The sequence below is a fragment of the Mesorhizobium sp. RSR380A genome, from assembly GCF_054719385.1.
In genome coordinates this window covers 3,093,827-3,117,058 of record NZ_JBTTIB010000001.1, presented here as the reverse complement: position 1 = coordinate 3,117,058, position 23,232 = coordinate 3,093,827, and the positions used below count along the sequence as shown (strand labels likewise).

25 protein-coding genes are annotated in these 23,232 nt (G+C 62.9%); 16 read left to right on the top strand and 9 right to left on the bottom strand.

What is annotated here, in order from left to right:
* Positions 1–27: 27 nt before the first annotated feature.
* The 5 genes from ACYG9Z_RS15190 to hslV form a co-directional block, all read right to left on the bottom strand.
* Positions 28–984: a DUF1402 family protein gene (locus ACYG9Z_RS15190; RefSeq protein ID WP_023703755.1), complete on the bottom strand. Its 957-nt coding sequence runs from the start codon at positions 982–984 to the stop codon at positions 28–30.
* A 277-nt stretch (positions 985–1,261) separates the two neighbouring features.
* On the bottom strand, positions 1,262–2,575 hold the full coding sequence (gene hslU, locus ACYG9Z_RS15185; protein WP_023703756.1) for an ATP-dependent protease ATPase subunit HslU: 1,314 nt from the start codon (positions 2,573–2,575) through the stop codon (positions 1,262–1,264).
* A gap of 4 nt (positions 2,576–2,579) precedes the next feature.
* A complete protein-coding gene (locus ACYG9Z_RS15180) occupies positions 2,580–3,179 on the bottom strand; it encodes a DUF2585 domain-containing protein (protein ID WP_023695986.1) in 600 nt (199 codons plus the stop codon).
* Between the two features lie 4 nt (positions 3,180–3,183).
* Complete coding sequence (locus tag ACYG9Z_RS15175) at positions 3,184–3,711, bottom strand: GNAT family N-acetyltransferase (RefSeq protein WP_023703757.1); 528 nt, start codon at positions 3,709–3,711, stop codon at positions 3,184–3,186.
* Positions 3,701–4,252 carry an ATP-dependent protease subunit HslV gene (gene hslV / locus ACYG9Z_RS15170; RefSeq protein ID WP_023672322.1) on the bottom strand — a complete coding sequence of 184 codons (552 nt, stop codon included), beginning with the start codon at positions 4,250–4,252 and terminating at the stop codon, positions 3,701–3,703. The genes ACYG9Z_RS15175 and hslV overlap by 11 nt, the downstream gene beginning before the upstream one ends.
* A 256-nt stretch (positions 4,253–4,508) precedes the next feature.
* Here hslV and hisB point away from each other — a divergent pair, with 256 nt between their 5' ends.
* The 9 genes from hisB to coaA all read left to right on the top strand — a co-directional run bounded on the left by hisB (position 4,509) and on the right by coaA (position 10,343).
* The gene (hisB, locus tag ACYG9Z_RS15165) at positions 4,509–5,108 is read left to right on the top strand and encodes an imidazoleglycerol-phosphate dehydratase HisB (RefSeq protein WP_023724184.1); all 600 of its coding nucleotides are present in this window, start codon (positions 4,509–4,511) and stop codon (positions 5,106–5,108) included.
* Between the two features lie 4 nt (positions 5,109–5,112).
* Positions 5,113–5,589, top strand: coding sequence for a DUF2628 domain-containing protein (locus ACYG9Z_RS15160; RefSeq protein ID WP_023703758.1), 477 nt, complete (start codon positions 5,113–5,115; stop codon positions 5,587–5,589).
* A gap of 1 nt (position 5,590) precedes the next feature.
* Positions 5,591–6,241 carry an imidazole glycerol phosphate synthase subunit HisH gene (hisH, locus tag ACYG9Z_RS15155; protein WP_023703759.1) on the top strand — a complete coding sequence of 217 codons (651 nt, stop codon included), beginning with the start codon at positions 5,591–5,593 and terminating at the stop codon, positions 6,239–6,241.
* A gap of 1 nt (position 6,242) precedes the next feature.
* Positions 6,243–6,533, top strand: coding sequence for a DUF1330 domain-containing protein (locus tag ACYG9Z_RS15150; RefSeq protein ID WP_023703760.1), 291 nt, complete (start codon positions 6,243–6,245; stop codon positions 6,531–6,533).
* Positions 6,534–6,536: 3 nt separating this feature from the next.
* A complete protein-coding gene (gene hisA, locus ACYG9Z_RS15145) occupies positions 6,537–7,283 on the top strand; it encodes a 1-(5-phosphoribosyl)-5-[(5-phosphoribosylamino)methylideneamino]imidazole-4-carboxamide isomerase (protein ID WP_023703761.1) in 747 nt (248 codons plus the stop codon).
* Positions 7,280–8,116 (top strand): arginase family protein, encoded by an 837-nt coding sequence (locus ACYG9Z_RS15140; RefSeq protein ID WP_023681410.1) that lies wholly within the window; start codon positions 7,280–7,282, stop codon positions 8,114–8,116. Before hisA ends, ACYG9Z_RS15140 begins: the two co-directional genes overlap by 4 nt.
* The gene (gene hisF / locus ACYG9Z_RS15135) at positions 8,113–8,919 is read left to right on the top strand and encodes an imidazole glycerol phosphate synthase subunit HisF (protein WP_023703763.1); all 807 of its coding nucleotides are present in this window, start codon (positions 8,113–8,115) and stop codon (positions 8,917–8,919) included. Before ACYG9Z_RS15140 ends, hisF begins: the two co-directional genes overlap by 4 nt.
* Positions 8,920–8,927: 8 nt before the next feature.
* A complete protein-coding gene (locus tag ACYG9Z_RS15130) occupies positions 8,928–9,251 on the top strand; it encodes a phosphoribosyl-ATP diphosphatase (protein WP_023681408.1) in 324 nt (107 codons plus the stop codon).
* 132 nt (positions 9,252–9,383) lie between these two features.
* Positions 9,384–10,343, top strand: a complete 960-nt coding sequence (coaA, locus tag ACYG9Z_RS15125) for a type I pantothenate kinase (RefSeq protein WP_023672313.1) — start codon at positions 9,384–9,386, stop codon at positions 10,341–10,343.
* Here coaA and ACYG9Z_RS15120 read toward each other — a convergent pair.
* The 4 genes from ACYG9Z_RS15120 to ACYG9Z_RS15105 form a co-directional block, all read right to left on the bottom strand.
* The gene (locus ACYG9Z_RS15120) at positions 10,330–11,466 is read right to left on the bottom strand and encodes a phosphatase PAP2 family protein (protein ID WP_023681407.1); all 1,137 of its coding nucleotides are present in this window, start codon (positions 11,464–11,466) and stop codon (positions 10,330–10,332) included. The genes coaA and ACYG9Z_RS15120 overlap by 14 nt on opposite strands.
* A 123-nt stretch (positions 11,467–11,589) precedes the next feature.
* Entirely contained in the window at positions 11,590–12,219 is a 630-nt protein-coding gene (locus tag ACYG9Z_RS15115; RefSeq protein ID WP_023703765.1) for an alpha-ketoglutarate-dependent dioxygenase AlkB family protein, read from the bottom strand.
* A 153-nt stretch (positions 12,220–12,372) separates the two neighbouring features.
* Positions 12,373–12,807, bottom strand: coding sequence for an alternative ribosome rescue aminoacyl-tRNA hydrolase ArfB (arfB, locus tag ACYG9Z_RS15110; RefSeq protein ID WP_023672309.1), 435 nt, complete (start codon positions 12,805–12,807; stop codon positions 12,373–12,375).
* An 86-nt stretch (positions 12,808–12,893) separates the two neighbouring features.
* Positions 12,894–14,504: a phosphoenolpyruvate carboxykinase gene (locus ACYG9Z_RS15105; RefSeq protein ID WP_023752326.1), complete on the bottom strand. Its 1,611-nt coding sequence runs from the start codon at positions 14,502–14,504 to the stop codon at positions 12,894–12,896.
* A gap of 346 nt (positions 14,505–14,850) precedes the next feature.
* On the opposite strand from ACYG9Z_RS15105, the gene ACYG9Z_RS15100 reads away from it, so the two are divergent.
* From ACYG9Z_RS15100 to ACYG9Z_RS15070, 7 genes are all read left to right on the top strand, one after another.
* Entirely contained in the window at positions 14,851–15,552 is a 702-nt protein-coding gene (locus ACYG9Z_RS15100) for a response regulator transcription factor (protein ID WP_010912942.1), read from the top strand.
* An 85-nt stretch (positions 15,553–15,637) separates the two neighbouring features.
* Positions 15,638–17,419 carry a sensor histidine kinase gene (locus tag ACYG9Z_RS15095; RefSeq protein ID WP_023750805.1) on the top strand — a complete coding sequence of 594 codons (1,782 nt, stop codon included), beginning with the start codon at positions 15,638–15,640 and terminating at the stop codon, positions 17,417–17,419.
* A gap of 12 nt (positions 17,420–17,431) precedes the next feature.
* Entirely contained in the window at positions 17,432–17,893 is a 462-nt protein-coding gene (locus ACYG9Z_RS15090; protein ID WP_023752327.1) for an HPr kinase/phosphorylase, read from the top strand.
* Positions 17,894–18,057: 164 nt separating this feature from the next.
* Entirely contained in the window at positions 18,058–18,459 is a 402-nt protein-coding gene (locus ACYG9Z_RS15085) for a PTS sugar transporter subunit IIA (RefSeq protein WP_023672304.1), read from the top strand.
* Complete coding sequence (locus tag ACYG9Z_RS15080) at positions 18,456–18,746, top strand: HPr family phosphocarrier protein (RefSeq protein WP_023672303.1); 291 nt, start codon at positions 18,456–18,458, stop codon at positions 18,744–18,746. The genes ACYG9Z_RS15085 and ACYG9Z_RS15080 overlap by 4 nt, the downstream gene beginning before the upstream one ends.
* A 206-nt stretch (positions 18,747–18,952) precedes the next feature.
* Positions 18,953–20,353: an adenosylhomocysteinase gene (gene ahcY / locus ACYG9Z_RS15075; RefSeq protein ID WP_023681401.1), complete on the top strand. Its 1,401-nt coding sequence runs from the start codon at positions 18,953–18,955 to the stop codon at positions 20,351–20,353.
* 307 nt (positions 20,354–20,660) lie between these two features.
* Entirely contained in the window at positions 20,661–23,225 is a 2,565-nt protein-coding gene (locus ACYG9Z_RS15070) for a sensor histidine kinase (RefSeq protein WP_023752328.1), read from the top strand.
* Positions 23,226–23,232: the final 7 nt, after the last annotated feature.

The window sequence follows — 23,232 nt, the reverse complement described above, 5'->3', positions numbered from 1 at the left end:
GGGAGGTAGACGGCTGAGCTAAGCCCGCTAAAACAGCGCCTTCAGCTCGTCCAGCTTGTCGTTGACCAGCCAGCCGTAATAATTCTCTTCCGGCAGTTTGACCGTCTCACCCGCCGCGCGGCGCTTGTCGTTCTCTGCTTTCAGCGCATAGGCGCGCTGCTCGGGATTGCCGACATTGTAGAGCGTGGCGGTCAGCCCCGGATTGCCTGAGATGTCGAAGCCGGCAATGTTTTTGTAGGCGTCGATCGACTTCCTGATCGTCGCTGCGACGTAGGGCAATGTCAGATCCGGATCCATGATGGTCTTGTAGACCCCATTGGGATCGCCGACATCGAGTTCGGGCAGCCCCGACACCTTGTGCACCAGATCGCTCATCTGCAGCGCGGTCAGCGGGTTGAGCTGGCCGAGGCCAAAGGTCTGGCCGGCATAATAGGGCTGGAAGAAGGTGGCGCCGAAGCGGTCGTTGGGAAAGCTGGTGCCGTCGACGGTCTTGCCGCGGAAGGAGCGGTTCCACACCTGCTCGCGGCATTCCCACAGGTCGTAGCTGTCCGACATTGTGCACTTCTTGAATTCCGGCCGCTGCACGAAATCGGTGATGTCCTCGCCGTCATAGGCGAAGGACAGCTTGCTGGAGAGGTAGGAGATCGCCTTGACGTAGTAGGTCTGCAGCCGGTCGTAGGCATCGACATTGTAGGTGTGCTCGCCGACGATGGCGCCGACGATGTGCAAGGGGTTGATGCCGTAACCGGCAGCCGCCTTCCTGATCTTGGCGCGCAATTCGGCGTCGTTCTGCAACAGAGCGTAGACCTTGCGGTATTTGGCCTGGAAGGTGGTGTTGGTCGCCTGGGTGCGGCGGCTGGAGGCGCCCGGTATGTCAGGCTGCACGACATTGCGGTTGCCCGCCGGCACCAATGTCGCCGCGTCAGCCGCGAACAGCGTCGCCGCCAGCGTCAAGCCGAGAATGAGCAGGATCAGTTTTTTCATGCGCCGCCGCCTAGAGAATTGCCGCGCAAACTAGGTAAAGCTCCCGGTCGAGTCGAGAGCGCCCTTGCAGCCGGCAAGACGAAAGATGGCCGCATGATACCATCCGGCCACACACGATGATGTTTGCCGGAAACTGGTTGCCTAAGCATCGGCCCAAAAATCGAAACCGATTTTTGGAAAGTCCGATGCGTCGATTCAATACTGTTAGAGCGACCTTTGCGCGTCCAAAGGACGCGCGGCGCTCTAATACCGGCGCCGGATGAACCGGCGCCCTCGTTTAAAGGATGAATCGCGACAAATCTGTGTTTCGCGAGAGGTCGCCGACATGCTTTTCCACATAGGCGGCATCGATGGCGACGCTGGTGCCGTTGCGGTCGGGCGCGTCGTAGGAGATCTCGTCCAGCACGCGCTCCATCACCGTCTGCAGGCGTCTCGCTCCGATGTTTTCGACGCTAGCGTTGAGGTCGACAGCGATGCCGGCCAGCGAATCGATGGCATCGTCGGTGAAGGTGAGGTCGACGCCTTCGGTCTTCATCAGCGCGATATACTGCTTGATGAGGCTGGCCTCGGTCTCGGTGAGGATGCGAATGAAATCGTCCTTCTCCAGCGCCCGCAACTCGACACGGATCGGCAGGCGGCCCTGCAATTCCGGCAACAGGTCGGACGGCTTGGAGACATGGAAGGCGCCCGAGGCGATGAACAGTATGTGGTCGGTCTTCAACGGTCCGTATTTGGTCGCCACCGTCGTGCCTTCGATCAGCGGCAGCAGGTCGCGCTGCACGCCTTCGCGCGAGACGCCGGCGCCCATGCCGCCTTCGCGCGAGGCGATCTTGTCGATCTCGTCGAGGAAGACGATGCCGTCATTTTCGGTCGCGTCGAGCGCCCGGCGCACCACCTCGTCTTGGTCGAGCAGCTTGTCGGACTCGTCGTTGACCAACAGCGCGTAGGACTCCTTGACCGTCGTCTTGCGCGCCTTGGTCTTCTTGCCACCCATCGCCTTCGACAGCATGTCGTTGATGTTGAGCACGCCGATATTAGCGCCCGGCATGCCGGGGATCTCGAAGCCGGGCATGCCGCCGGTGCCGGTGTCGGCAACCTCGATCTCGATCTCCTTTTCGTCGAGCTCGCCGTCGCGCAGCTTCTTGCGGAAGGAATCGCGGGTCGCCGGGCTCGCCGTCTTGCCGACCAGGGCTTCCAGCACGCGCTCCTCGGCATTGAGGTGCGCGCGCGCCTTCACGTCCTCGCGCATCTTCTCGCGCACCAGGCCGATGGCGATCTCGACCAGGTCGCGGATGATCTGCTCGACATCGCGGCCGACATAGCCGACTTCGGTGAACTTGGTGGCCTCGACCTTGACGAAGGGCGCACCGGCGAGTCGCGCCAGGCGGCGCGAGATCTCGGTCTTGCCGACGCCGGTCGGGCCGATCATCAGGATGTTCTTCGGCATCACCTCTTCGCGCATCTGGCCTTCCAGCTGCTGGCGGCGCCAGCGGTTGCGCAAGGCAATGGCCACGGCGCGCTTGGCGTCCTTCTGGCCGATGATGAAGCGGTCGAGTTCCGAAACGATTTCACGGGGAGAGAAGGTGGTCATATCACTAGATTCCACTTTGCCACTGCTTGATGGACTCGAACGGATGCAGCAGCATGATCACGTTGAGCGTCAGATTGTCCCGGATGAGGTAGCCGACACCCAGTTCGAAGATGAGGGCGAGGCCGACGATGCTCCATATAGGTAGCTTTCGCGCCATCACAAATCCCAGCACCATGGCCAGCGTGTCGGACACCGAATTGATGATCGAGTCGCCATAGTAATCCAGCGAGATGGTGCCGGCGCGGTAGCGCTCGATGATGAACGGGCTGTTTTCCAGGAGTTCCCAGCCGCCCTCGATGACGACGGCGAATGCCAGGCGCAGACCGATTGGCGAGCGCGGGAACAGGAACCAGGCCAAGGCGTAGAACAGGAAGCCGTGGATGATGTGCGAGAACGTGTACCAGTCGGAAATATGCTGGGAATTCTCCGAACTGTTCACCACACCGTGCCAGAGTTTGACGTAACCGCAGGTGCAGATCGGCGTGCGGCCCATGCCGTAAAGCGCGCCGGCCTGGAAGATGAGCAGAGCGAGCACGAGCAGAAGCCCCATCCGCCAGCTGTCTTCATAGGCCGAGTAATTTTTGGCAGTGCCCGGTGTCGCCATCAACTCATTCCCCTTCTTCCGCGTCGCTCTCTTCGGCATCGACGGCCATCAGCACGACGTCCCCATATCTAGAGTGTCTGCGATCGATAGCCCTGAAGCCCGCCTTTTCATAGGCGCGGATGGCGCGGCCATTGTCGGGATGCGGATCGATGATGACGCGCGGCGCGCCTTCCTCGAACAGTTGCTCGACGAATTGCCTGACGATAGCCGAGCCATGACCTTTGCCAACCAGGTCCGGCACGCCGATCGACAGGTCGATGCCGAGCGTGCCGAACGGCTGGTCGGCATAGGGATGGCCGTCCTCCAGATGCGGATCGTAGCTCTGCAGATAGGCGATCGGCCTGCCCTCGAGCTCGACGATCAGCGGCTCGACCGAAATCGAGTCGATGTTCTCCCTGATACCGGCAATTTCCGTCTCGGGGTCGTCCCACCATTCGGCGACATGCGGCTCGGCCAGCCAGCCGGCGATCATCGGCAGGTCTTTTTCGGTAACCGGTCGAAAATCATAGAGCACCGGCGGGTTAGCCGGCATCGAGCGTTTCGACAACAAAGTTGTTGTTGGTGTAGACGCAAATGTCGGAGGCGATCTGCATCGCCTTGCGGGCGATCTCCTCGGCATCCTTGTCGCTATCCATCAGCGCGCGGGCAGCGGCCAGCGCATAGTTGCCGCCGGAACCGATGGCCATGACGCCGAATTCGGGCTCCAGCACGTCGCCGGTGCCGGTGAGCGCCAGCGAAACCGACTTGTCGGCCACCAGCATCATCGCTTCCAGCCGGCGCAGATAACGGTCGGTGCGCCAGTCCTTGGCGAGCTCGACGCAGGCGCGCGTCAACTGGTCCGGATATTGTTCGAGCTTGGCTTCGAGCCGCTCCAGAAGGGTGAAAGCGTCCGCCGTGGCGCCGGCGAAACCGGCAATGACATTGCCGCCTTTGCCGATGCGGCGCACCTTTTTGGCGTTGCCTTTCATGATGGTCTGGCCAAGGCTGACCTGGCCGTCGCCGGCGATCACCACCTTGTTGCCCTTGCGCACCGTCACAATGGTCGTGGCGTGCATACTCAGTTCATTGGACATCTGCTGCTCCGATTCGCGCGATCCCGATGAGGCGATTGGCGCGGGATTTCGATCGGCCATATGTATGCATGGGGCTAACGATTGCAAACCGCCTCCGCCACGGCCGATAGCGATCCGCATCGCAACTGGCTATCGCCGGATCATGCTGCTAGAAGGCTTTCGTTTTCAAGCAAATGAGCGCCTGGAGGCATTGTCTTTTCGTTTCGCCCCGGTCAGTTGCCAAAAGTGTCGTATGCCCAAAGACAAGGACAAGGTCATGGCGTCCCGTTCCGCCGAAGTCAGCCGCAAGACCAAGGAAACCGAGATCAGCGTCTCGGTCGATGTCGACGGCACCGGAAAATCCGACATGTCGAGCGGCGTCGGCTTCTTCGACCACATGCTGAACCAGCTGTCGCGCCACTCGCTGATCGACATGACGGTAAAGGCCAAGGGCGACCTGCACATTGACGACCACCACACGGTCGAGGACACCGGCATTGCGATCGGCCAGGCGCTGGCCAAGGCGCTGGGCGAGCGGCGCGGCATCATGCGCTATGCCTCTGTCGACCTTGCCATGGACGAGACGCTGACGCGGGCCGCGATCGACGTGTCGGGCCGTCCGTTCCTGGTCTGGAATGTCGCCTTCTCGTCGCCCAAGATCGGCACGTTCGACACCGAACTGGTGCGTGAATTCTTCCAGGCGCTGGCGCAGAATGCCGGTATCACGCTGCATGTCACCAATCATTATGGCGCCAACAATCACCATATTGCCGAGACCTGCTTCAAGGCGGTGGCGCGCGCGCTGCGTTTCGCACTGGAGCGCGACCCGCGCCAGCCGGAAGCGGTTCCCTCCACCAAGGGATCTCTGAAAGGGTAGGCTGATGGCCATCTATGTCGTGATGGAACCGCCAGGCCGCACCGAGGCGGCCGACGCAACGATTTTGGTCCGCGACGGTTTTTCCTGGCTGGCTTTCCTGGTGGCGCCGCTGTGGCTCGCCTGGCACCGGCTTTGGATCGAGGCGGGGCTCGCTTTCGTCGCCATGGGCCTGCTTTCGCTGCTTGGCGAAAGACTGGGGCTGGATTGGGCTGGCTCGGCGCTGTCGCTGCTGGTGTCGCTCTATATCGGGCTGGAAGGCCAAGGGTTGCGGCTCGCAGCGCTGCGCCGCGGCGGCTGGCATGAATGGGGCGTCGTCGAAGCCGACAATCCTGACGATGCCGACATCCGCCAGTCACTGGACGCCGAGGCCCTTGCCGATGAGCCGGCGCCGCTGCCGCGCATCGTGCCGGACGCCAGCCTGGCCCGGCCGGCGCAGACCGGGCTGACGCTGGGCCTGAGCCATACGCCGGGAAAAGCCTGAGATGCGGGTCGCGATCATCGATTACGGGTCGGGCAATCTGCGCTCGGCCACCAAGGCCTTCGAGCGCGCCGCGCATGAAGCCGGCATTGCGGCTGCCATCGAGCTGACCGCCGATGCCGAGCGTGTGCGCAGCGCCGACCGCATCGTTTTGCCCGGCGTCGGCGCCTATGCCGATTGCGCGGCGGGCCTGCGCGGCGTCGCCGGCATGTGGGAAGCGGTGGAAGAGGTAGCGATCGCCAAGGCGCGGCCGTTCCTCGGCATCTGCGTCGGCATGCAGCTGATGTCGCAGCGCGGCCTGGAAAAGACCGTGACCAAGGGCTTCGGCTGGATTGCCGGCGACGTCAAGGAGATCACGCCCGCCGATCCGGCGCTGAAGATCCCGCAGATCGGCTGGAACACGATCGACCTCGACCGCAAGCACCCGCTGTTTTCCGGTATTGCGACCGGGCCCAAGGGTCTGCACGCCTATTTCGTTCATTCCTACCATCTCGACGCGACAAGGCCGGACGAAGTGCTGGCCGTTGCCGATTATGGCGGCCCGGTAACGGCGGCGGTCGAGCGCGGCAACCTTGCCGGCACGCAATTCCATCCGGAAAAGAGCCAGGCGCTCGGCCTGGCACTGATCACCAACTTCCTGCGCTGGAGGCCTTGAGATGAGCAAGAAGGGCTACTGGATGGCGATGGTCGATGTGACCGATCCGGAAAACTATCCGAAATACATCGCCGCCAACAAAGCGGCGTTCGACAAATACGGCGCGAAATTCCTGACGCGAGGCGGTCAGTCGTCAAGCCCGGAAGGGCCATCCGGCAATCGCCATGTGATCGTCGAGTTCGAAAGCTACGAGGTCGCGCTGGCTTGCTTCCATTCCCCCGAATACCAGGCAGCGCTGAAATTCCGGCGCGCTTGTTCGACCTCGCATTTCGCCATTGTGGAAGGGGTCTGAACGGTGATCCTGTTTCCGGCCATCGACCTCAAGGACGGCAAGTGCGTGCGGCTGAAGCACGGCGATATGGCGACCGCGACCATCTACAATGACGACCCTGCGGCCCAGGCCAAGGCCTTCGAAGAGCAAGGGTTTGAATGGCTGCATGTCGTCGACCTCAACGGCGCCTTCAAGGGCCAGAGCGTCAACAGCGCGGCGGTCGGCGCCATCCTCAAGGCGACGAAAAACCCGGTGCAGCTCGGCGGCGGCATCCGCACGCTGGCGCAGATCGAGGACTGGCTCGACCGCGGGCTGGCCCGCGTCATCCTCGGCACGGTGGCGGTGCGCGATCCCGACCTGGTCCGGGAAGCCTGCAAGGAATTTCCTGGAAAGATCGCCGTGGGCATCGACGCCAAGGGCGGCAAGGTGGCGGTCGAAGGCTGGGCCGAGGCCTCCAGCCTCGGCGTCATCGAACTGGCGCGGAAATTCGAAGGCGCCGGCGTTGCCGCCATCATCTACACCGATATCGACCGCGACGGCGTTCTGACCGGCATCAACTGGGATGCCACGATAGATCTCGCCGACGCGGTCTCGATCCCGGTCATCGCCTCGGGCGGGCTGGCTTCGATCGCCGACATCGTGCGCATGACCATGCCCGACGCGAAGAAACTGGAAGGCGCCATCTCCGGTCGCGCGCTCTATGACGGGCGCATCGATCCGGCCGAGGCGCTGGCGGTGCTGCAGCGCAAGGCGATGGAGACCCGGCCGTGAAAATCTCCATCATCCTGGCCTCCTATGACAGCGGCCACTATCACGGCGGCATGGGCCGAGGCCCGGATGCACTCATCGCCGGCGGGCTTGTCGACGCGCTGACGCTCTCCGGGCATGACGTCGTCGTCACCGATATCGGCAGGGTTGGCGACGAACAGCAGCGCGAGATCGCCACCGGCTTTGCCGTGTGCGGTGCCGTCTCCGGCGAGGTCCGCATCGCCATAGACCGCGGCCGGTTTCCCATCGTGCTGGCCGGCAATTGCCTGACATCGGCCGGTGCGGTTGCCGGCGAGGATGCCGATGCGATCATCTGGGCCGACCAGCATGGCGATCTCAACACGCCGGAGACGTCCATCTTCGGCTTTCTCGACGGCATGGCGCTGGCCACGGTTCTCGGCCTGTGCTGGAAGCCGATGGCCTCGGCCATCCCCGGCTTCAGGCCGATCGATCCGGCGCGCTGCGTGCTGGTCAACGCGCGCGATCTCGATCCGGCCGAAACGGAGCTGTTGAAGACGTTGCCGGTCATCCGCACCGAATGCCCGGACTGGGCGACGGCGAGCGGCAGGCTGAAGGCGCCGGATGCGAAGCGGGTGCACCTGCATCTCGATCTCGACGTGCACGACCCCGGTGCGCTGCAGGCCAACCGCTACACCACGCCCGGCGGCCCGGAGCCGAAACAGCTGCGCCAGGCTGTCTGCGGCATGGCCGGCCTGCTGCCGATTTCCGGCATCACCATTTCCGCCTACGATCCGGCGTTCGATGCGCAGGCCGAGGTTCCGCCGCTGGTCGGCGAACTGCTAAGCGAGTTGCTGGCGACGATGGAGAAGGGCTGATGCTGAAGGCCCGAATCATCCCTTGCCTCGACGTCAAGAACGGCCGTGTCGTCAAGGGCGTCAATTTCGTCGACCTCATCGATGCCGGTGATCCGGTCGAGGCGGCCAAAGCCTATGACGCGGCCGGCGCAGACGAGCTTTGCTTTCTCGATATCACCGCGTCGTCCGACAACCGTGAAACCATCTTCGACGTCGTCGCCCGCACCGCCGAACAATGCTTCATGCCGCTGACCGTCGGCGGCGGCGTGCGCCAGGTCGCCGATATCCGTAAACTGTTGCTGGCCGGCGCCGACAAGGTGTCGATCAACACTGCGGCGGTGAAGAACCCCGATTTCGTCGCCGAAGCCGCCGACAAGTTCGGCAACCAGTGTATTGTCGTGGCCATCGACGCTAAGAAGGTGTCGGCGCCGAAAGAGCCCGGCCGCTGGGAGATCTTCACCCACGGTGGCCGCGAAAAGACCGGCATCGATGCGGTCGAGTTCGCGCGAAAAATGGTCGATCGCGGCGCTGGCGAGATCCTGCTGACCTCAATGGACCGCGACGGCACCAAGGCCGGTTACGACATTGCGCTGACCCGCGCGATAGCGGATGCGGTGCGCGCGCCGGTGATCGCGTCGGGCGGCGTCGGCACGCTCGATCATCTGGTCGAGGGCATTCGCGACGGCCATGCCGGCGCCGTGCTCGCCGCCTCGATCTTCCATTTCGGCACTTACACGATTGCGGAAGCCAAGGCGCATATGGCCGCGGCCGGGCTACCGATGCGGCTGGACTACCCGGTTCAATCCACTCCACAAAGGCAGTAGGCTGCGCCATGGCTGAATTTTCGCTGTCCGATCTGGAAACAATCATTGGCGAACGCGCCCGTTCCGGCGACCCGGACTCGTGGACGGCAAAACTGTTCGCCAAAGGCATCGACAAGGCGGCGCAGAAGCTTGGTGAAGAGGCAGTCGAGACCGTCATTGCCGCCGTCAAGGGCGACGAGAAAGCCCTCGTTTCCGAAAGTGCCGATCTCATATATCATTGGCTCGTCGTGCTTGGCATGGCCGGCGTTTCGCTGGGCGAGGTGCTGAAGGAGCTTGAGGGCCGCACCGGCCGTTCGGGCGTCACTGAAAAGGCATCCCGGCCTAAAGGCTGACCGCTAGAGCCGGATGATTTCGGGCCGAGGCCTTAAATCTGAATCCGTCTCTCAATTGATAGAGGGAGCATGATGTCGCCCGAAAACCGCTTCACACTTTTCGGCCTCATGCTCTAGAGGGCAGGAAACTCGATGGACCAGCTCGCTCCGACCGAGAAATATTCCCCCTATCGTTTCTTCTCGGCCGAGCAATGGTCGAACTTCCGCGCCGACACGCCGATGACGCTGGGCGAAGACGAGATCAACCGTCTGCGCTCGTTGAACGATCCGGTCGACCTGGAAGAAGTCAAGCGCATCTATCTGTCGCTCTCGCGGCTGCTTTCGGCGCATGTCGAGGCCAGCCAGCTGCTGTTTCGCCAGCGCCAGGCCTTCTTCAACGCGCTGGATGTGGTCAAGACACCGTTCATCATCGGCATTGCCGGTTCGGTTGCGGTCGGCAAATCGACCACGGCGCGCGTGCTGAAGGAGCTTCTGGCGCGCTGGCCGTCGAGCCCCAAGGTCGATCTCATCACTACCGACGGGTTCCTGCTGCCCAACAAGGTGTTGCGACGCGACAATCTGATGGAGCGCAAGGGCTTTCCCGACAGCTACGATGTCGGTGCGCTGCTGCGTTTCCTCTCGGGCATCAAGTCGGCCCAGCGCAATGTCCGCGCGCCCGTCTATTCGCATTTGACCTATGACGTCATCCCCGGCGAGTTCGTCACCATCGACCGGCCCGACATTCTGATCTTCGAAGGCATCAACGTTCTGCAACCCGGCAAATTGCCGAAGGACGGCAAGATAGTGCCGTTCCTGTCGGATTTCTTCGATTTCGCCATTTATATCGACGCCGACGAAAAGCTGATCCACCAATGGTACATCGCCCGCTTCATGCGCCTGCGCGAGACGGCCTTCCGCAATCCGGACTCCTTCTTCCACCGCTATTCGCAGCTTTCGGAAGACGCCGCGCGTGCCATTGCGGAAGGCTTGTGGGCCAACATCAACCTGAAAAACCTGCGCGAGAACATCGTGCCGACACGAGCGCGCGCCGACCTCATCCTGCGCAAGGGCGCCAATCATCTGGTCGAGGAAGTGGCGCTCAGGAAACTGTGACGGCCGCCTCCGGGCGGCTGCCGCCAGCCGCCGATTGCCGGGCCGGGCCTGGCATCAGGATTTCGCCGTCGGGTACCAGCTTGCGGACGGCCGCACATAGGGCGATCGTGAGCGCGACCGCCGCATAACCATCGATCGCATAGTGCCAACCAAGATAGACCGAACTCGCGACTATGAAGGCGACATACAGAAATGCGATGGCGCCCAACCGCTGGTCGTACTCCCAGGTATACACCGCATTCAGGGTGATCAAGGCGACATGAACGCTTGGAAATGCCGATATTCCCGACGCGAGTCCAGTCACACCCTCGGTCTGGAGCGTCCACAGATACTGCTGGTACACGGCGGCGGAACTCGCCGACGGGCTTTGCGCAAGAAACGAAAGCTGTTCACCGAAGCGTGGCACATCGCCGGTGACATAGCCGTAGAACGCCGGTCCGGCCGACATGAACAGCCCGGCCAGGATGTTTCCGACGACTACCCACACCACCATGAAGGACAGCACATAGCGTCTCTTCAGATGCGTGGTGCGTGGTGACGTGACCATGAAAAACAGCATGCTGTAGCAAATGATGAACCACAGCATGTCGTAGTTCCATCCGACGGATTCCCGTACCCAGTCATGCTTGCCGATAACGTAGAGCCATCGCCACGGATCAGTGCCGAAATGCAGATAGGCATCGATATCTGCCAAGGCGCGATCATAGGGGAAACCTTTCCACAGGACGGACATGCCGTTCTTGACCGAGGTGAAGGTGCTTTGGAAAATCATGATGCCCATCAACAGACATATGCCGGAAAAGAGAACCGCCATCCGCTCGGCTGAGAACATCTTGCCCGCAGCAAATTTCCGCCGACGCTCAAATCGATGCAAAAGCCAGCCGGTTTCCAGGAGAAGCGATACCGCCGGCAGCACGAAACCGAAGACCATAAGCCATATCGGCACGTAGGTCTGGTATGCGGTGCGATGGAGCGCGCCGACCCAAGCCAGAAACCCCAGCCCCGTTGCAGTGTAGATGCCAATGAACAGGTAGAGCGATGCATCCGAGCGGGCGATCGAAACCGTGCGCCATGCGGCATTTCGAATGTAGCGCCAAATCACTTCGGATTCGATTTCGAGCATGGTATCCACACCGGGAATGATGACGTTTTGGCGCAGACTAGCGGCCGAAACCTTAAATTCCGTTAGGGACTTTTATTCGCAAGGTCAGTGGTTCAGTAAGTGCAAGAATGCACTCTCACCTCTTCAAGGCAAGGTCACCCGCCGCAGCGTCAGATTGATCCGGCCGCCTTTTTTCAGCAGCGCCGAGGTCGACGGATAGATGCGGTCGACGCCGTGGAAGCAGAGCCGGCCTTCGCCGCCGAGCACGACGACGTCGCCGCTTTTCAGGCGGAACGATTTGGTACCGCCGTCGCGTGTGGCCCCCCTGCCCGTCACTTGGCCGACCCGGAACAGGCAATCGTCGCCAAGTGACACCGAGACCACTGGGGCCGAGAAATCGGCTTCGTCGCGATCCTGGTGCAGACCCATTTTGGCGTCCTGCGTATAGAAATTGACCAGGCAGGCCTCCGGCGGATTCGGATAGGCGGCGACCTCCCGCCACAATTGCAGCAGCGCGTCCGGGATCGGCGGCCATGGCTCTCCGGTGAGTGGGTGCGTTGGCTGGTAGCGATAGCCCAGCTCCTTGTCGGTGACCCAGCCGAGCGTGCCGCAATTGGTCATGCGCACGCTCATCTCCTTGCCGGTCCGCGGCATCGCCGGCACGTACAGCGGCGCTCGCTGTACAATTGTCCTCACCTCTTCGACCAGCGCTTCCTGCGCCGCGCGGGACAGATAACCAGGCAAGTGGCGGACGCCTTTGGGCAGAACGAGCATGACTTCGCCTCCGGTTGATACTGAAACCATGCCACCGCCAATCAGAAACGGCGACCCGAAAGCCACCGTTGTCGGCCTCCCTTGCTGTGGCAATGGTGAAACCTTGCGGCTGCGGCAGGGGAGGCCGCTTTATGCACGCAGTCGGCGCGGTCCTTAGTCGTTCTCTACCCGGCCGCGCAGCTTTTTGATCGTGCCGCGCCCTGCCTTGCTTTGCAGCCGCCGCTCTACCGAGCCTTTCGACGGCCTGGTCTTCTTGCGCGGCGGCGGCGGCGGTTCCGCGGCCTTGGCGACCAGCGCCGTCAGCCTTGCCCGGGCATCGGCCCGGTTCTGCTCCTGGGTGCGGAAGCGGCCGGCCTCGATGACGATGACGCCGTCCTTAGTGGCGCGCTGGCCGGCGAGCTTGATCGTGCGCGCGCGCACGCGTTCGGACAGGCCAGCCGCATTGGCGGCGTCGAAGCGCAATTGGACGGCGGTCGCCACCTTGTTGACGTTCTGGCCGCCGGGACCCGACGAGCGGATGAAATCCTCGTGCAGGTCGCCCGGATGGATTACGGCTTCGTCTGATATGATGATGTCGTCGATAGGCATGCCGCAGTCATGGCGCGGCGGACCAAAAAAGAAAAGGCCCGATCGAGATCGCGCCTTTCAAGGATGCTTCGGTGAAGACGCCTCGCCTATTCCGCAGCTTCCTGCAGGCGGGGTGCTGCGCCGAGCACGACGGCATCGACATGGCTCTCGAATTTCTCGAAGTTGACGGCGAACATGCCGACCAATCGCGCTGCCTGCCGGTCATAGGCTGCCTTGTCGGCCCAGGTCGAACGCGGGTCGAGAATGGCGCTGTCGACGCCAGGCACAGCAACCGGCACCTCGAAGCCGAAATTGGCGTCGGTGCGGAAACCGGACGCCTTCAACGAACCGTCAAGCGCTGCGGCCAGCAAGGCGCGCGTCGCCTTGATCGGCATGCGCTTGCCGGTGCCGTAGGCGCCGCCGGTCCAGCCGGTGTTGACCAGCCAGCAATCGGCGCCGTGGCGGGCGATCAGCTCGCGCAGCAGATTGCCGTATTCCTTGGGGTGGCGCGGCATGAACGGGGCACCGAAGCAGGTCGAGAAAGTCGCTTCCGGCTCGGTAACGCCCTTCTCGGTGCCGGCCACCTTGGCGGTGTAGCCGGAGAGGAAGTGGTACATCGCCTGCGCCGGGGTCAGCCGGGCGATCGGCGGCATGATGCCGAAGGCATCGGCGGTCAGCATGATGATGTTTTTCGGGTGGCTGGCCCGTCCGCTCTTCGAGGCATTGGGGATGAAATCCAGCGGATAGGCGCAGCGCGTGTTTTCGGTGAGCCGGCCGTCGTTGAAGTCCGGCACGCGGTCGGCGTCGAGCACGACATTTTCCAGCACCGTGCCGAAGCGCTGCGTGGTGGCGAAAATCTCCGGCTCGGCCTCGGCCGACAGCCGGATCGTCTTGGCGTAGCAGCCGCCTTCGAAGTTGAAGATGCCGTGCGGTCCCCAGCCGTGCTCGTCGTCGCCGATGAGCGTACGTGACGGATCGGCCGACAGCGTCGTCTTGCCCGTCCCGGAAAGCCCGAAGAAGATCGCTGCGTCGCCGCCCGGGCCCTCATTGGCCGAGCAGTGCATCGGCATGACGCCCTTTTCCGGCAGCAGATAGTTGAGCATGGTGAACACCGATTTCTTCATCTCGCCGGCATAGGAAGTGCCGCCGATCAGCACGATCTTGCGGGCGAGATCGACCGCAATCACCGTATCGGTGCGGCTGCCGTGACGGGCCGGATCGGCGCGGAAGGACGGCAGGTCGATGATCGTCATCTCCGGCACGAAATCCTCGAGCTCGGCGGCCTGCGGGCGGATCAAAAGATTGCGGATGAACAGCGAGTGCCAGGCGAATTCGGTGATGACCCGCGTCGGCAGCTTCAGCTCGGCATCGGCGCCGCCGACGAGGTCCTGCACATAGAGATCGCTATTCGCGGCGTGGACAAGGAAATCGGCGAGCAGCATTTCGAACTGGCCCGCCGAAATCGCCTTGTTGTTGTCCCACCAGACATGGGGCTCGGTGGCGCCATCGCGGACGACAAACTTGTCCTTGGGCGAGCGGCCAGTGTGCTGGCCGGTCTCGGCAAGCAGCGCCCCGCCGGCGGTCAACCGGGCCTCGCCACGACGGATCGCTGCCTCATAAAGGGCGGCCGCACCAAAATTATAATGCACCGTGCCGGTGGTTTTCAGGCCGATACGATCGATCGCGCAAGCAGAATTGCGTTTGCCGACTTCCGACATCAAGGGTCCCTTCTTCTGGATTCGCCGCACTTTGCCGGCGCGTTTCCGGCGAGCCCGCGTTAGGGGCTGAGACGGTGAGAACCAGAAAACTCGAATGATATCAAATCATTAATCGATTTAAAAATTTTGAAAGTTGTTTAAATCGTTTATATGTGCAAAAAATCACGGTGGTTGCCCAAAGGATTGGCACACAGTGTTCGTCCAACCCGTATAGAGGTTCCGATGGGGCCGCCGGCAAGCCATCCGCGACAGCGGGTGGAGCCTGTGCCACATTTTGTACCTAATTTGTCCTGCAAAAGCCCCTTCTCTAAGACAGAAGGGACAGCTCATGAGGGAGCCGCTTGAAATGGCAACAATCGCGCTTGTCGATGACGACCGCAACATTCTGACATCGGTGTCGATCGCCCTCGAGTCCGAGGGGTATCGCGTCGAGACCTACACGGATGGTGCGTCGGCGCTGGAAGGCCTGGCGGCGCGGCCGCCGAATCTCGCCATCCTCGACATCAAGATGCCGCGCATGGACGGCATGGAGCTGTTGCGCCGGATGCGGCAGAAGTCCGACCTGCCGGTGATCTTCCTGACCTCGAAGGACGATGAGATCGATGAGCTTTTCGGCCTCAAGATGGGCGCCGACGATTTCATCCGCAAACCGTTCTCGCAGCGCCTGCTGGTCGAGCGGGTGCGCGCCGTGCTGCGCCGCGCCAGCGCCCGCGAAGCTGCGGCAAAGGCGCCCAGCCAGCAGGCCCGTTCGCTGGAACGCGGCCAGCTCGTCATGGACCAGGAACGCCATACCTGCACCTGGAAGGGCGAGCCGGTGACGCTGACGGTCACCGAATTTCTCATCCTGCACTCGTTGGCGCAGCGCCCCGGCGTGGTAAAAAGCCGTGATGCGCTGATGGATTCCGCCTATGATGAGCAGGTCTATGTCGACGACCGCACCATCGATAGCCACATCAAGCGGCTGCGCAAGAAGTTCAAGGCCGTCGATGACGACTTCGAAATGATCGAAACCCTTTACGGAGTCGGATACCGGTTCCGCGAAGCTTGAGTTGATGCATGTCGCCCAAAAGTGGTCGCGGTTTTTGGGACGACGACATGCATAAAACCAAAGACTAGGCGGGAGCTGCTATTCGATGGCAGTGGATGTACAGCGGAGCAGACGAACGAGCGCTGTCAGGCGGTCGCGGATTCTGCCCGCATTCCTGTCGAGGTTGACGGTGCCGATGCGCCGCTTCCTCGGCCACCACATCTTTTCCAGCCTGACCCGGCGCATCCTGTTCCTCAACCTGGCCGGCCTCGCCGTGCTGGTCACCGGCATCCTCTATCTCAACACCTTCCGCGACGGGCTGATCGACGCCCGCGTCGAAAGCCTGATGACGCAGGGCGAGATCATCGCCGGCGCCATTGCCGCGTCGGCAACGGTCGAGACCGATTCGATCAGCATCGATCCGGAAAAACTACTCGAACTGCAGGCCGGTGAAAGCCTGGGGCCGGGCTCAGACCAGCTCGACAATCTGGATTTCCCGATCAACCCCGAGCGCGTCGCGCCGGTGCTGCGGCGGCTGATTTCGCCGACGCGCACCCGGGCCCGCATCTATGACCGCGACGCCAATCTGCTGCTCGATTCGCGCCATCTCTACTCGCGCGGCCAGATCCTGCGCTACGACCTGCCTCCGGTCGAGGACGAGCAGCCGGATATGCTGGAGCGCGTGCAGAAATTCGTCTTCGACTTCTTCCGCAACAAGGACCTGCCCGTCTACCATGAGCAGCCCGGCGGCAACGGTGCGGCCTTCCCGGAAGTGGTCAAGGCGCTGACCGGCAGTCCGTCGACGATCGTGCGGGTGAGCGAACAGGGCGAGCAGATCGTTTCAGTGGCGGTGCCGATCCAGCGCTTCCGCGCCGTTCTCGGCGTGCTGATGCTGTCGACGGAAGGCGGCGACATCGACAAGATCGTCGCCGCCGAGCGCAAGGCTATTTTGCGCGTGTTCGGCATCGCCGCCCTGGTCACCGCCATCCTGTCGATGCTGCTCGCATCCACCATCGCCAATCCGCTGCGCCGGCTGTCGGCGGCGGCAGTGCGGGTGCGGCGCGGCGTCAAGAGCCGCGAGGAGATCCCCGACTTTTCCGACCGCCAAGACGAGATCGGCAATTTGTCGGTCGCGGTGCGCGACATGACCAATGCGCTCTATGCCCGCATCGAGGCGATCGAAAGCTTCGCCGCCGATGTCTCGCACGAGCTGAAGAACCCGCTGACGTCGCTGCGCAGCGCGGTGGAGACCTTGCCGCTGGCCAAGAACGACAATTCACGCGGCAGGCTGATGGAGATCATCCAGCACGATGTCCGGCGTCTCGACCGGCTGATCACCGACATTTCCGATGCCTCGCGCCTCGACGCCGAACTGGCGCGTGAGGATGCCGCCACGGTCGATTTGAAGAAATTCATCACCGATCTCGTCGCCGTGTCGCGTGAGGCGACGCGCAACAAAAAGGCTGTCGAGATCGAGTTCAAGGCCGCCAAGCTGCCGCAAGGCGTCAAAGGCTATTTCGTCACCGGCCATGATCTGAGGATCGGCCAGGTCATCACCAATCTGATCGAGAATGCCCGCTCCTTCGTGCCGGAGGACCACGGCCATATCGCCATTTCGCTGGCACGCGCGGGCAAGGTCAACATCGTCACCGTCGACGACAACGGCCCCGGCATCCGCGCCGACGCCATCGACCGCATCTTCGAGCGCTTCTACACCGACCGCCCGGCGGGCGAGGCGTTCGGCCAGAATTCGGGGCTTGGCCTGTCGATATCCAGGCAGATCGTCGAAGCCCATGGCGGCACGCTGACCGCCGAGAACATCCCCGGCACCAAGCCCGGCGACATCAAGGGCGCGCGCTTCGTCGTTACGCTGCCGGCCGAAGGCTGATCGCGGCTGCGCATGCCCGATCCCAGCGCGGAACCCGAGAACATCCATGCCACCGCAGTCCTGATTGGCGAGCGGGGCGTCCTGATCACCGGGCCGTCCGGCTCGGGCAAGACGACGCTGGCGCTGGCGCTCATCGACCATTTCAGCCGGCGCGGGCTGTTTGCGCGGCTGATCGGCGACGACCAGCTGTTTGTCGCGGCGCGTTTCAGGCGGCTGGTCTGCCATGCGCCCGCCAGCATCGCCGGCCTCACAGAGGTGCCCGGACTTGGTCCGAAGCCGCTTTTGTTCCAACCTGTGGGAGTCATCGACCTGGCAATCCGGATGGTTTCCGCAGACGCGATCGCGCGTTTCCAGGAAGAGTCGAGCGCGACCATTGCCGGCTGTGTGGTGCCGCGCATCGACCTCGTTCAGCGCAACGTCACTGCGGCTTTGCCGGCGGTAATGGCGCGGCTGGCGATTGCGCCTTTCGTATGATCCGCCGCCGGTTTTTTGCTGCAATGCGTCAAATTGGCCATGGCCGACGCAATTTTGGGCTTGTCAACGCGCCGCGCGTCGACAAGATAGCGCTCCCGCCGCCTGGGATGGCCGGCGAGCATAAAAAGCGCCTGTGAAGCGGCGATGACGGGAGCCACCATAGAATGATCGGACTCGTGCTTGTAACGCACGGTCAACTGGCCGCCGAGTTCCGCCATGCCGTGGAACATGTCGTGGGGCCACAAGACAATTTCGAAACCGTGGCAATCGGCGCCGATGACGATATGGAGCAGCGTCGGCGCGATATCGTCGACGCCGTCGGCCGCGTCGACACCGGGACCGGCGTCATCGTTCTGACCGATATGTTCGGCGGCACGCCTTCCAACCTCGCCATTTCGGTGATGGAATCCGGTCGCACCGAGGTCATCGCCGGCATGAACCTGCCGATGCTGATCAAGCTGTCATCGATCCGCAAGGGCGACAACATGGCGACCGCGCTCGACGAGGCGCAGGCCGCGGGGCGCAAATACATCAACGTCGCAAGTCAGCTGCTGAGCAGCAAATGAACGCGCTGTCGCCCGGTGAGATCGTGCGCGAGTTCCCGATCGTCAACCAGCGCGGCCTGCATGCGCGCGCCTCGGCGAAGTTCGTCCAGGTCGCCAGCGGCTTCGACGCCACCGTCCATGTCGAGAAGGATGGTCTCAAGGTCGGCGGCACCTCGATCATGGGGCTGATGATGCTGGCGGCGAGCCCCGGTTATTCGATCCGCGTCACCGCCAGCGGCGCTGAAGCCGCAGCGGCGATGGACGCGCTGGAGCAGCTGGTCGCCTCGCGCTTCGGCGAAGAGTGCTGAAGTTTTTGCTTGAACGCCGTTGTCCCAAAACCGCGGGATACTTTTGGGCGGCATGCATCCCCGTAAAACACATACGCGCATAAAGATTTCTTTATATCCCATTGTCGTCTTGGCGGCGATCTGCTAGTCAGGCCGGCATTCCGCGCCCTTCGACGCGCCGTGTGGCGCAGGCGCATTCTGAAGACAAATCACACCGGAGCACTGCCATGACAGGTAGCAAGGACTATGTGGTCGCCGACATCTCGCTTGCCGGCTGGGGCCGCAAGGAACTCGATATCGCCGAAACCGAAATGCCGGGCCTGATGGCCTGCCGCGAGGAATTCGGCGACAAGAAGCCGTTGAAAGGTGCGCGCATCACCGGCTCGCTGCACATGACCATCCAGACGGCGGTGCTGATCGAGACGCTGAAGGCGCTTGGCGCCGATATCCGCTGGGCCTCGTGCAACATCTTCTCGACCCAGGACCATGCGGCCGCGGCCATCGCCGAGGCCGGCATCCCGGTGTTCGCCGTCAAGGGCGAGTCGCTCGAGGAGTACTGGGACTACACCGACAGGATCTTCCAGTGGGCCGATGGCGGCCTTTCCAACATGATCCTCGACGATGGCGGCGACGCCACCATGTACATACTGATCGGCGCCCGCGCCGAAGCCGGCGAGGACGTGCTGTCCAACCCGCAGAGCGAGGAAGAGGAATACTTCTACGCCCAGGTCAAGAAGCGGCTGAAGGCTTCGCCCGGGTTCTTCACCAAGCAGAAGGAAGCCATCCGCGGCGTCACCGAAGAGACGACCACGGGTGTCAACCGACTCTACCAGCTGCAGAAGAAGGGCCTGCTGCCCTTCCCGGCGATCAACGTCAACGACTCGGTCACCAAGTCGAAGTTCGACAACAAATATGGCTGCAAGGAATCGCTGGTCGACGGCATCCGCCGCGGCACCGACACCATGATGGCCGGCAAGGTTGCGGTCGTCTGCGGCTACGGCGACGTCGGCAAGGGCTCGTCGGCTTCGCTCAAGGGCGCCGGCGCCCGCGTCAAGGTCACCGAAGTCGATCCGATCTGCGCGCTGCAGGCGGCGATGGACGGCTTTGAAGTCGTCACGCTGGAAGATGCCGCACCGACCGCCGACATCGTCATCACCACCACCGGCAACAAGGATGTGGTCACCCTCGACCACATGCGCTCGATGAAGGACATGGTGATCGTCGGCAATATTGGCCACTTCGACAATGAGATCCAGGTCGCGTCGCTGCGCAACCTGCAATGGACCAACGTCAAGCCGCAGGTCGACATGATAACCTTCCCGGACGGCAAGCGGATGATCCTGCTGTCCGAGGGGCGCCTGCTCAACCTCGGCAACGCGACCGGTCATCCGAGCTTCGTGATGTCGGCTTCGTTCACCAATCAGGTGCTGGCGCAGATCGAGCTCTACACCAAGCCCGGCCAGTACCAGAACCAGGTCTATGTGCTGCCCAAGCACCTCGACGAGAAGGTGGCGCGTCTGCATCTCGACAAGCTTGGAGCCCGCCTGACCGAACTTTCCGGCGAACAGGCCGCCTATATCGGCGTGACCCCGCAGGGTCCGTTCAAGCCGGAACACTACCGCTATTAGCCAAAGCGGCGTTTACCACTAGATATTGAAGCCGGGCGATTGACTTTTCGCCCGGCTTCTTTTTTGCGCGGATGATTCTTCACGCCGATTCCAGCACGCGCTATTGTGCTGATTCGTGGGCCGGGGACGAGGCCGGCGTACGCATCGAGAGCATGATTCGAACCGAAGGACCGCGTCAGCGAAAAGTGGGAAGCGGTTTTCGGAAAAGATCATGCTCTTTAGAAAAGAGTTAGGTCAGAAGGGCGTTTCATCAAACGTGATCCTGATCTAGGCGGTCTTGCATTCAGGCGGCGAAGAGGACCAAGGCATGCCGGGGGAAAACCCGCCTCGCGCGGGATCGGCCGTTTCCGGCGGCCATGACGATTCCGATAGCAATGGCTCCGTCACGACAGGCGGTGGCCTGAAGAGGCGCGTTGGCGCCCGCACCGCCGGCTTTCTTGCCACCTCAGCTCTTGCCGGCCCGCTCACCTCGTTTGCCGCCCATGCCGAGCCGGCCATTGCGCAGAAGGCCGGACTGTCGGTCAGCGCGGTCGAAGTCATCCAGCTCGCCATGTTCGTCGGCGTCATGGGCGCGGCACTGGTCTCGGCCATCTTCCTGATCCGCGAAAGAGCCCGCACCTCGGCGCAGAATGTCGAACTCAGAGCCCGCATTGCCGACATCAATGCGGCGCTGCAGCGCTCCGAGGCGCTGCTCAATCTGCGTGACCAGCGCGTCATCGTCTGGGCGTCGGAGAACAAGAAGCCGGAGCTGATCGGCACGCTGCCGCTGGAAAGCGGTGCGCCGGACGACCGTGCAGCCTTCCTCGCCTTCGGCCGCTGGCTGATGCCGCGCTCGGCGGCGGCGCTCGAAAATGCCGTCGCTGGTCTGCGCGAGAAAGCGAAACCCTTTGATCTCGTGATCGAATCGCAGGCCGGGGCGCCGCTTGAAGTGCATGGCCGCAAGAGCGCCGCGCATGTGCTGGTGCGCTTCGTCTCGCTGTCGGAAACTCAGAGGAGCCAAGCCAGGCTGAAGATCGAGAACCAGCGTCTGGCCGCCGACTACGAGACCATGATCGGCCTGCTCGACGCCTTGCCGATGCCGGCCTGGCTGCGCGCCACCGACGGGCGGCTGAAATGGGTCAACCGTGCCTATGCCGGAGCGGTCGAGGCACCGAACGCCGAGACCGCCGTGCGCGAAGCCAAGGAATTCCTCGGCGCCCAAGCGCGCGAACAGATCGCCGCGCAGCACAAATCGCGCCCGATCTTCGAACAGACGCTGTCGACGGTGATCGAGGGCGACCGCCGGGTGTTCGCCGTCACCGACTTCGCCGGTGCCGACGGCTCGGCCGGTCTTGCCTGCGACACCAGCGCCACCGAAACCATTCGCGGCGAATATGAGCGCACGGTGCGCAGCCATGCCGACACGCTCGACCAGCTCAACACGGCGGTGGCGATCTTCGATGCCAACGAGAAGTTGCGCTTCTTCAACCAGGCGTTCCAGAAACTGTGGGGGCTGGACCCGGGCTTCCTGCACAGCGCGCCCGACAATGCGCTGCTGCTCGACCGGCTGCGCAGCGAAGGCAAGATCGCCGAGCAGCCGGAATGGCGGCGCTGGAAAGAAGGCCTGCTTGGCGCCTACCGCGCGGTGGAATCGCAAGAGCATTGGTGGCATCTGCCCGACGGCAAGACCATCCGCGTGGTGGCCAACCCGCAGCCGAAGGGCGGCGTGACCTGGGTGTTCGAGAACCTGACCGAGAAGATGGACCTCGAAAGCCGCTACCAGACGGCGGTGCGGGTCCAGGGCGAAACGCTCGACAATCTGGCCGAAGGCGTCGCCGTGTTCGGTCCCGATGGGCGGCTGCGCCTGTCGAACCCGGCCTTTGTCGCGCTGTGGGGACTGAGCCAGGATGTGATCAAGCCCAACGTCCATGTCTCGGCGATCCGCGATCTCAGCGACCAGCGCGCCGTCGACAGCCCGTGGGGCGGGTTCGTCGCCGCCATCACCGGTTTCGACGACGAGCGCCGCGACCGCCATGGCCAGACCGAACTGAAGAACGGCACAGTGCTCAGCTACGCCGTCATCCCGCTGCCCAACGGCCAGGTGATGATGACCTTTGTGGACGTCACCGACAGCGTCAATGTCGAGCGCGCGCTGAAGGACAAGAACGAAGCGCTGCAGAAATCCGACCAGCTGAAGAACGAGTTCGTGCAGCATGTCTCCTACGAGCTGCGCTCGCCGCTGACCAACATCATCGGCTTCACCGAGCTTCTGTCGCTGCCGGCGACCGGGCCGCTCAGCCCAAAGCAGCGCGAATATGTCGAGCATGTCGGCTCGTCATCCTCGGTGCTGCTCACCATCGTCAACGACATACTCGACCTCGCCACCGTCGACGCCGGCATCATGCAGCTCGACATTTCGGAAGTAAGCGTCGAGCGCACCATCGAGGCCGCGGCCGAACTGGTCGCCGACCGGCTGCAAGAGCATTCGATCAAGCTCCGGATCGACGCCGCTGCGGCGCCGAAGAGTTTTCACGGCGACGAGACCCGGGTTCGCCAGATCCTCTACAATCTGCTCAGCAACGCCGCCAGTTACGCGCCGGAGGCGAGCACTATCACGCTTGCCTGCCGGCATTTGGAGCAAGGTGTGGAATTCTCCGTCCATGACAACGGCCCCGGCATGCCGCCGGACCTGCTCGATTCGGTGTTCCGCCGCTTCGAGCCGCGCACCAATGGCGGGCGCCGGCGCGGTGCGGGCTTAGGCCTGTCGATCGTCAAGAGCTTTGTCGAGCTGCACGGCGGCAGCGTGCGCATCGAGACCGGCAAGGACAAGGGCACCACCGTCATCTGCACCTTCCCCGATGCACCGTCGGGCATCCGCGCCGCGGCCGAGTAGCGCGCTC

Coding starts and splice junctions, on each gene's coding strand:
- ahcY (WP_023681401.1), top strand. CDS start 18,953: ATGACAGGTAGCAAGGACTATGTGGTCGCCGACATCTCGCTTGCCGGC.
- ACYG9Z_RS15190 (WP_023703755.1), bottom strand. CDS start 984: ATGAAAAAACTGATCCTGCTCATTCTCGGCTTGACGCTGGCGGCGACG.
- ACYG9Z_RS15070 (WP_023752328.1), top strand. CDS start 20,661: ATGCCGGGGGAAAACCCGCCTCGCGCGGGATCGGCCGTTTCCGGCGGC.
- ACYG9Z_RS15100 (WP_010912942.1), top strand. CDS start 14,851: ATGGCAACAATCGCGCTTGTCGATGACGACCGCAACATTCTGACATCG.
- hisH (WP_023703759.1), top strand. CDS start 5,591: ATGCGGGTCGCGATCATCGATTACGGGTCGGGCAATCTGCGCTCGGCC.
- hslU (WP_023703756.1), bottom strand. CDS start 2,575: ATGACCACCTTCTCTCCCCGTGAAATCGTTTCGGAACTCGACCGCTTC.
- ACYG9Z_RS15090 (WP_023752327.1), top strand. CDS start 17,432: ATGCCCGATCCCAGCGCGGAACCCGAGAACATCCATGCCACCGCAGTC.
- ACYG9Z_RS15085 (WP_023672304.1), top strand. CDS start 18,058: ATGATCGGACTCGTGCTTGTAACGCACGGTCAACTGGCCGCCGAGTTC.
- ACYG9Z_RS15115 (WP_023703765.1), bottom strand. CDS start 12,219: ATGCTCGTTCTGCCCAAAGGCGTCCGCCACTTGCCTGGTTATCTGTCC.
- ACYG9Z_RS15130 (WP_023681408.1), top strand. CDS start 8,928: ATGGCTGAATTTTCGCTGTCCGATCTGGAAACAATCATTGGCGAACGC.
- ACYG9Z_RS15150 (WP_023703760.1), top strand. CDS start 6,243: ATGAGCAAGAAGGGCTACTGGATGGCGATGGTCGATGTGACCGATCCG.
- ACYG9Z_RS15080 (WP_023672303.1), top strand. CDS start 18,456: ATGAACGCGCTGTCGCCCGGTGAGATCGTGCGCGAGTTCCCGATCGTC.
- hisB (WP_023724184.1), top strand. CDS start 4,509: ATGGCGTCCCGTTCCGCCGAAGTCAGCCGCAAGACCAAGGAAACCGAG.
- hslV (WP_023672322.1), bottom strand. CDS start 4,252: ATGTCCAATGAACTGAGTATGCACGCCACGACCATTGTGACGGTGCGC.
- coaA (WP_023672313.1), top strand. CDS start 9,384: ATGGACCAGCTCGCTCCGACCGAGAAATATTCCCCCTATCGTTTCTTC.
- arfB (WP_023672309.1), bottom strand. CDS start 12,807: ATGCCTATCGACGACATCATCATATCAGACGAAGCCGTAATCCATCCG.
- ACYG9Z_RS15175 (WP_023703757.1), bottom strand. CDS start 3,711: ATGCCGGCTAACCCGCCGGTGCTCTATGATTTTCGACCGGTTACCGAA.
- ACYG9Z_RS15105 (WP_023752326.1), bottom strand. CDS start 14,504: ATGTCGGAAGTCGGCAAACGCAATTCTGCTTGCGCGATCGATCGTATC.
- ACYG9Z_RS15120 (WP_023681407.1), bottom strand. CDS start 11,466: ATGCTCGAAATCGAATCCGAAGTGATTTGGCGCTACATTCGAAATGCC.
- ACYG9Z_RS15180 (WP_023695986.1), bottom strand. CDS start 3,179: ATGGCGACACCGGGCACTGCCAAAAATTACTCGGCCTATGAAGACAGC.
- ACYG9Z_RS15095 (WP_023750805.1), top strand. CDS start 15,638: ATGGCAGTGGATGTACAGCGGAGCAGACGAACGAGCGCTGTCAGGCGG.
- ACYG9Z_RS15160 (WP_023703758.1), top strand. CDS start 5,113: ATGGCCATCTATGTCGTGATGGAACCGCCAGGCCGCACCGAGGCGGCC.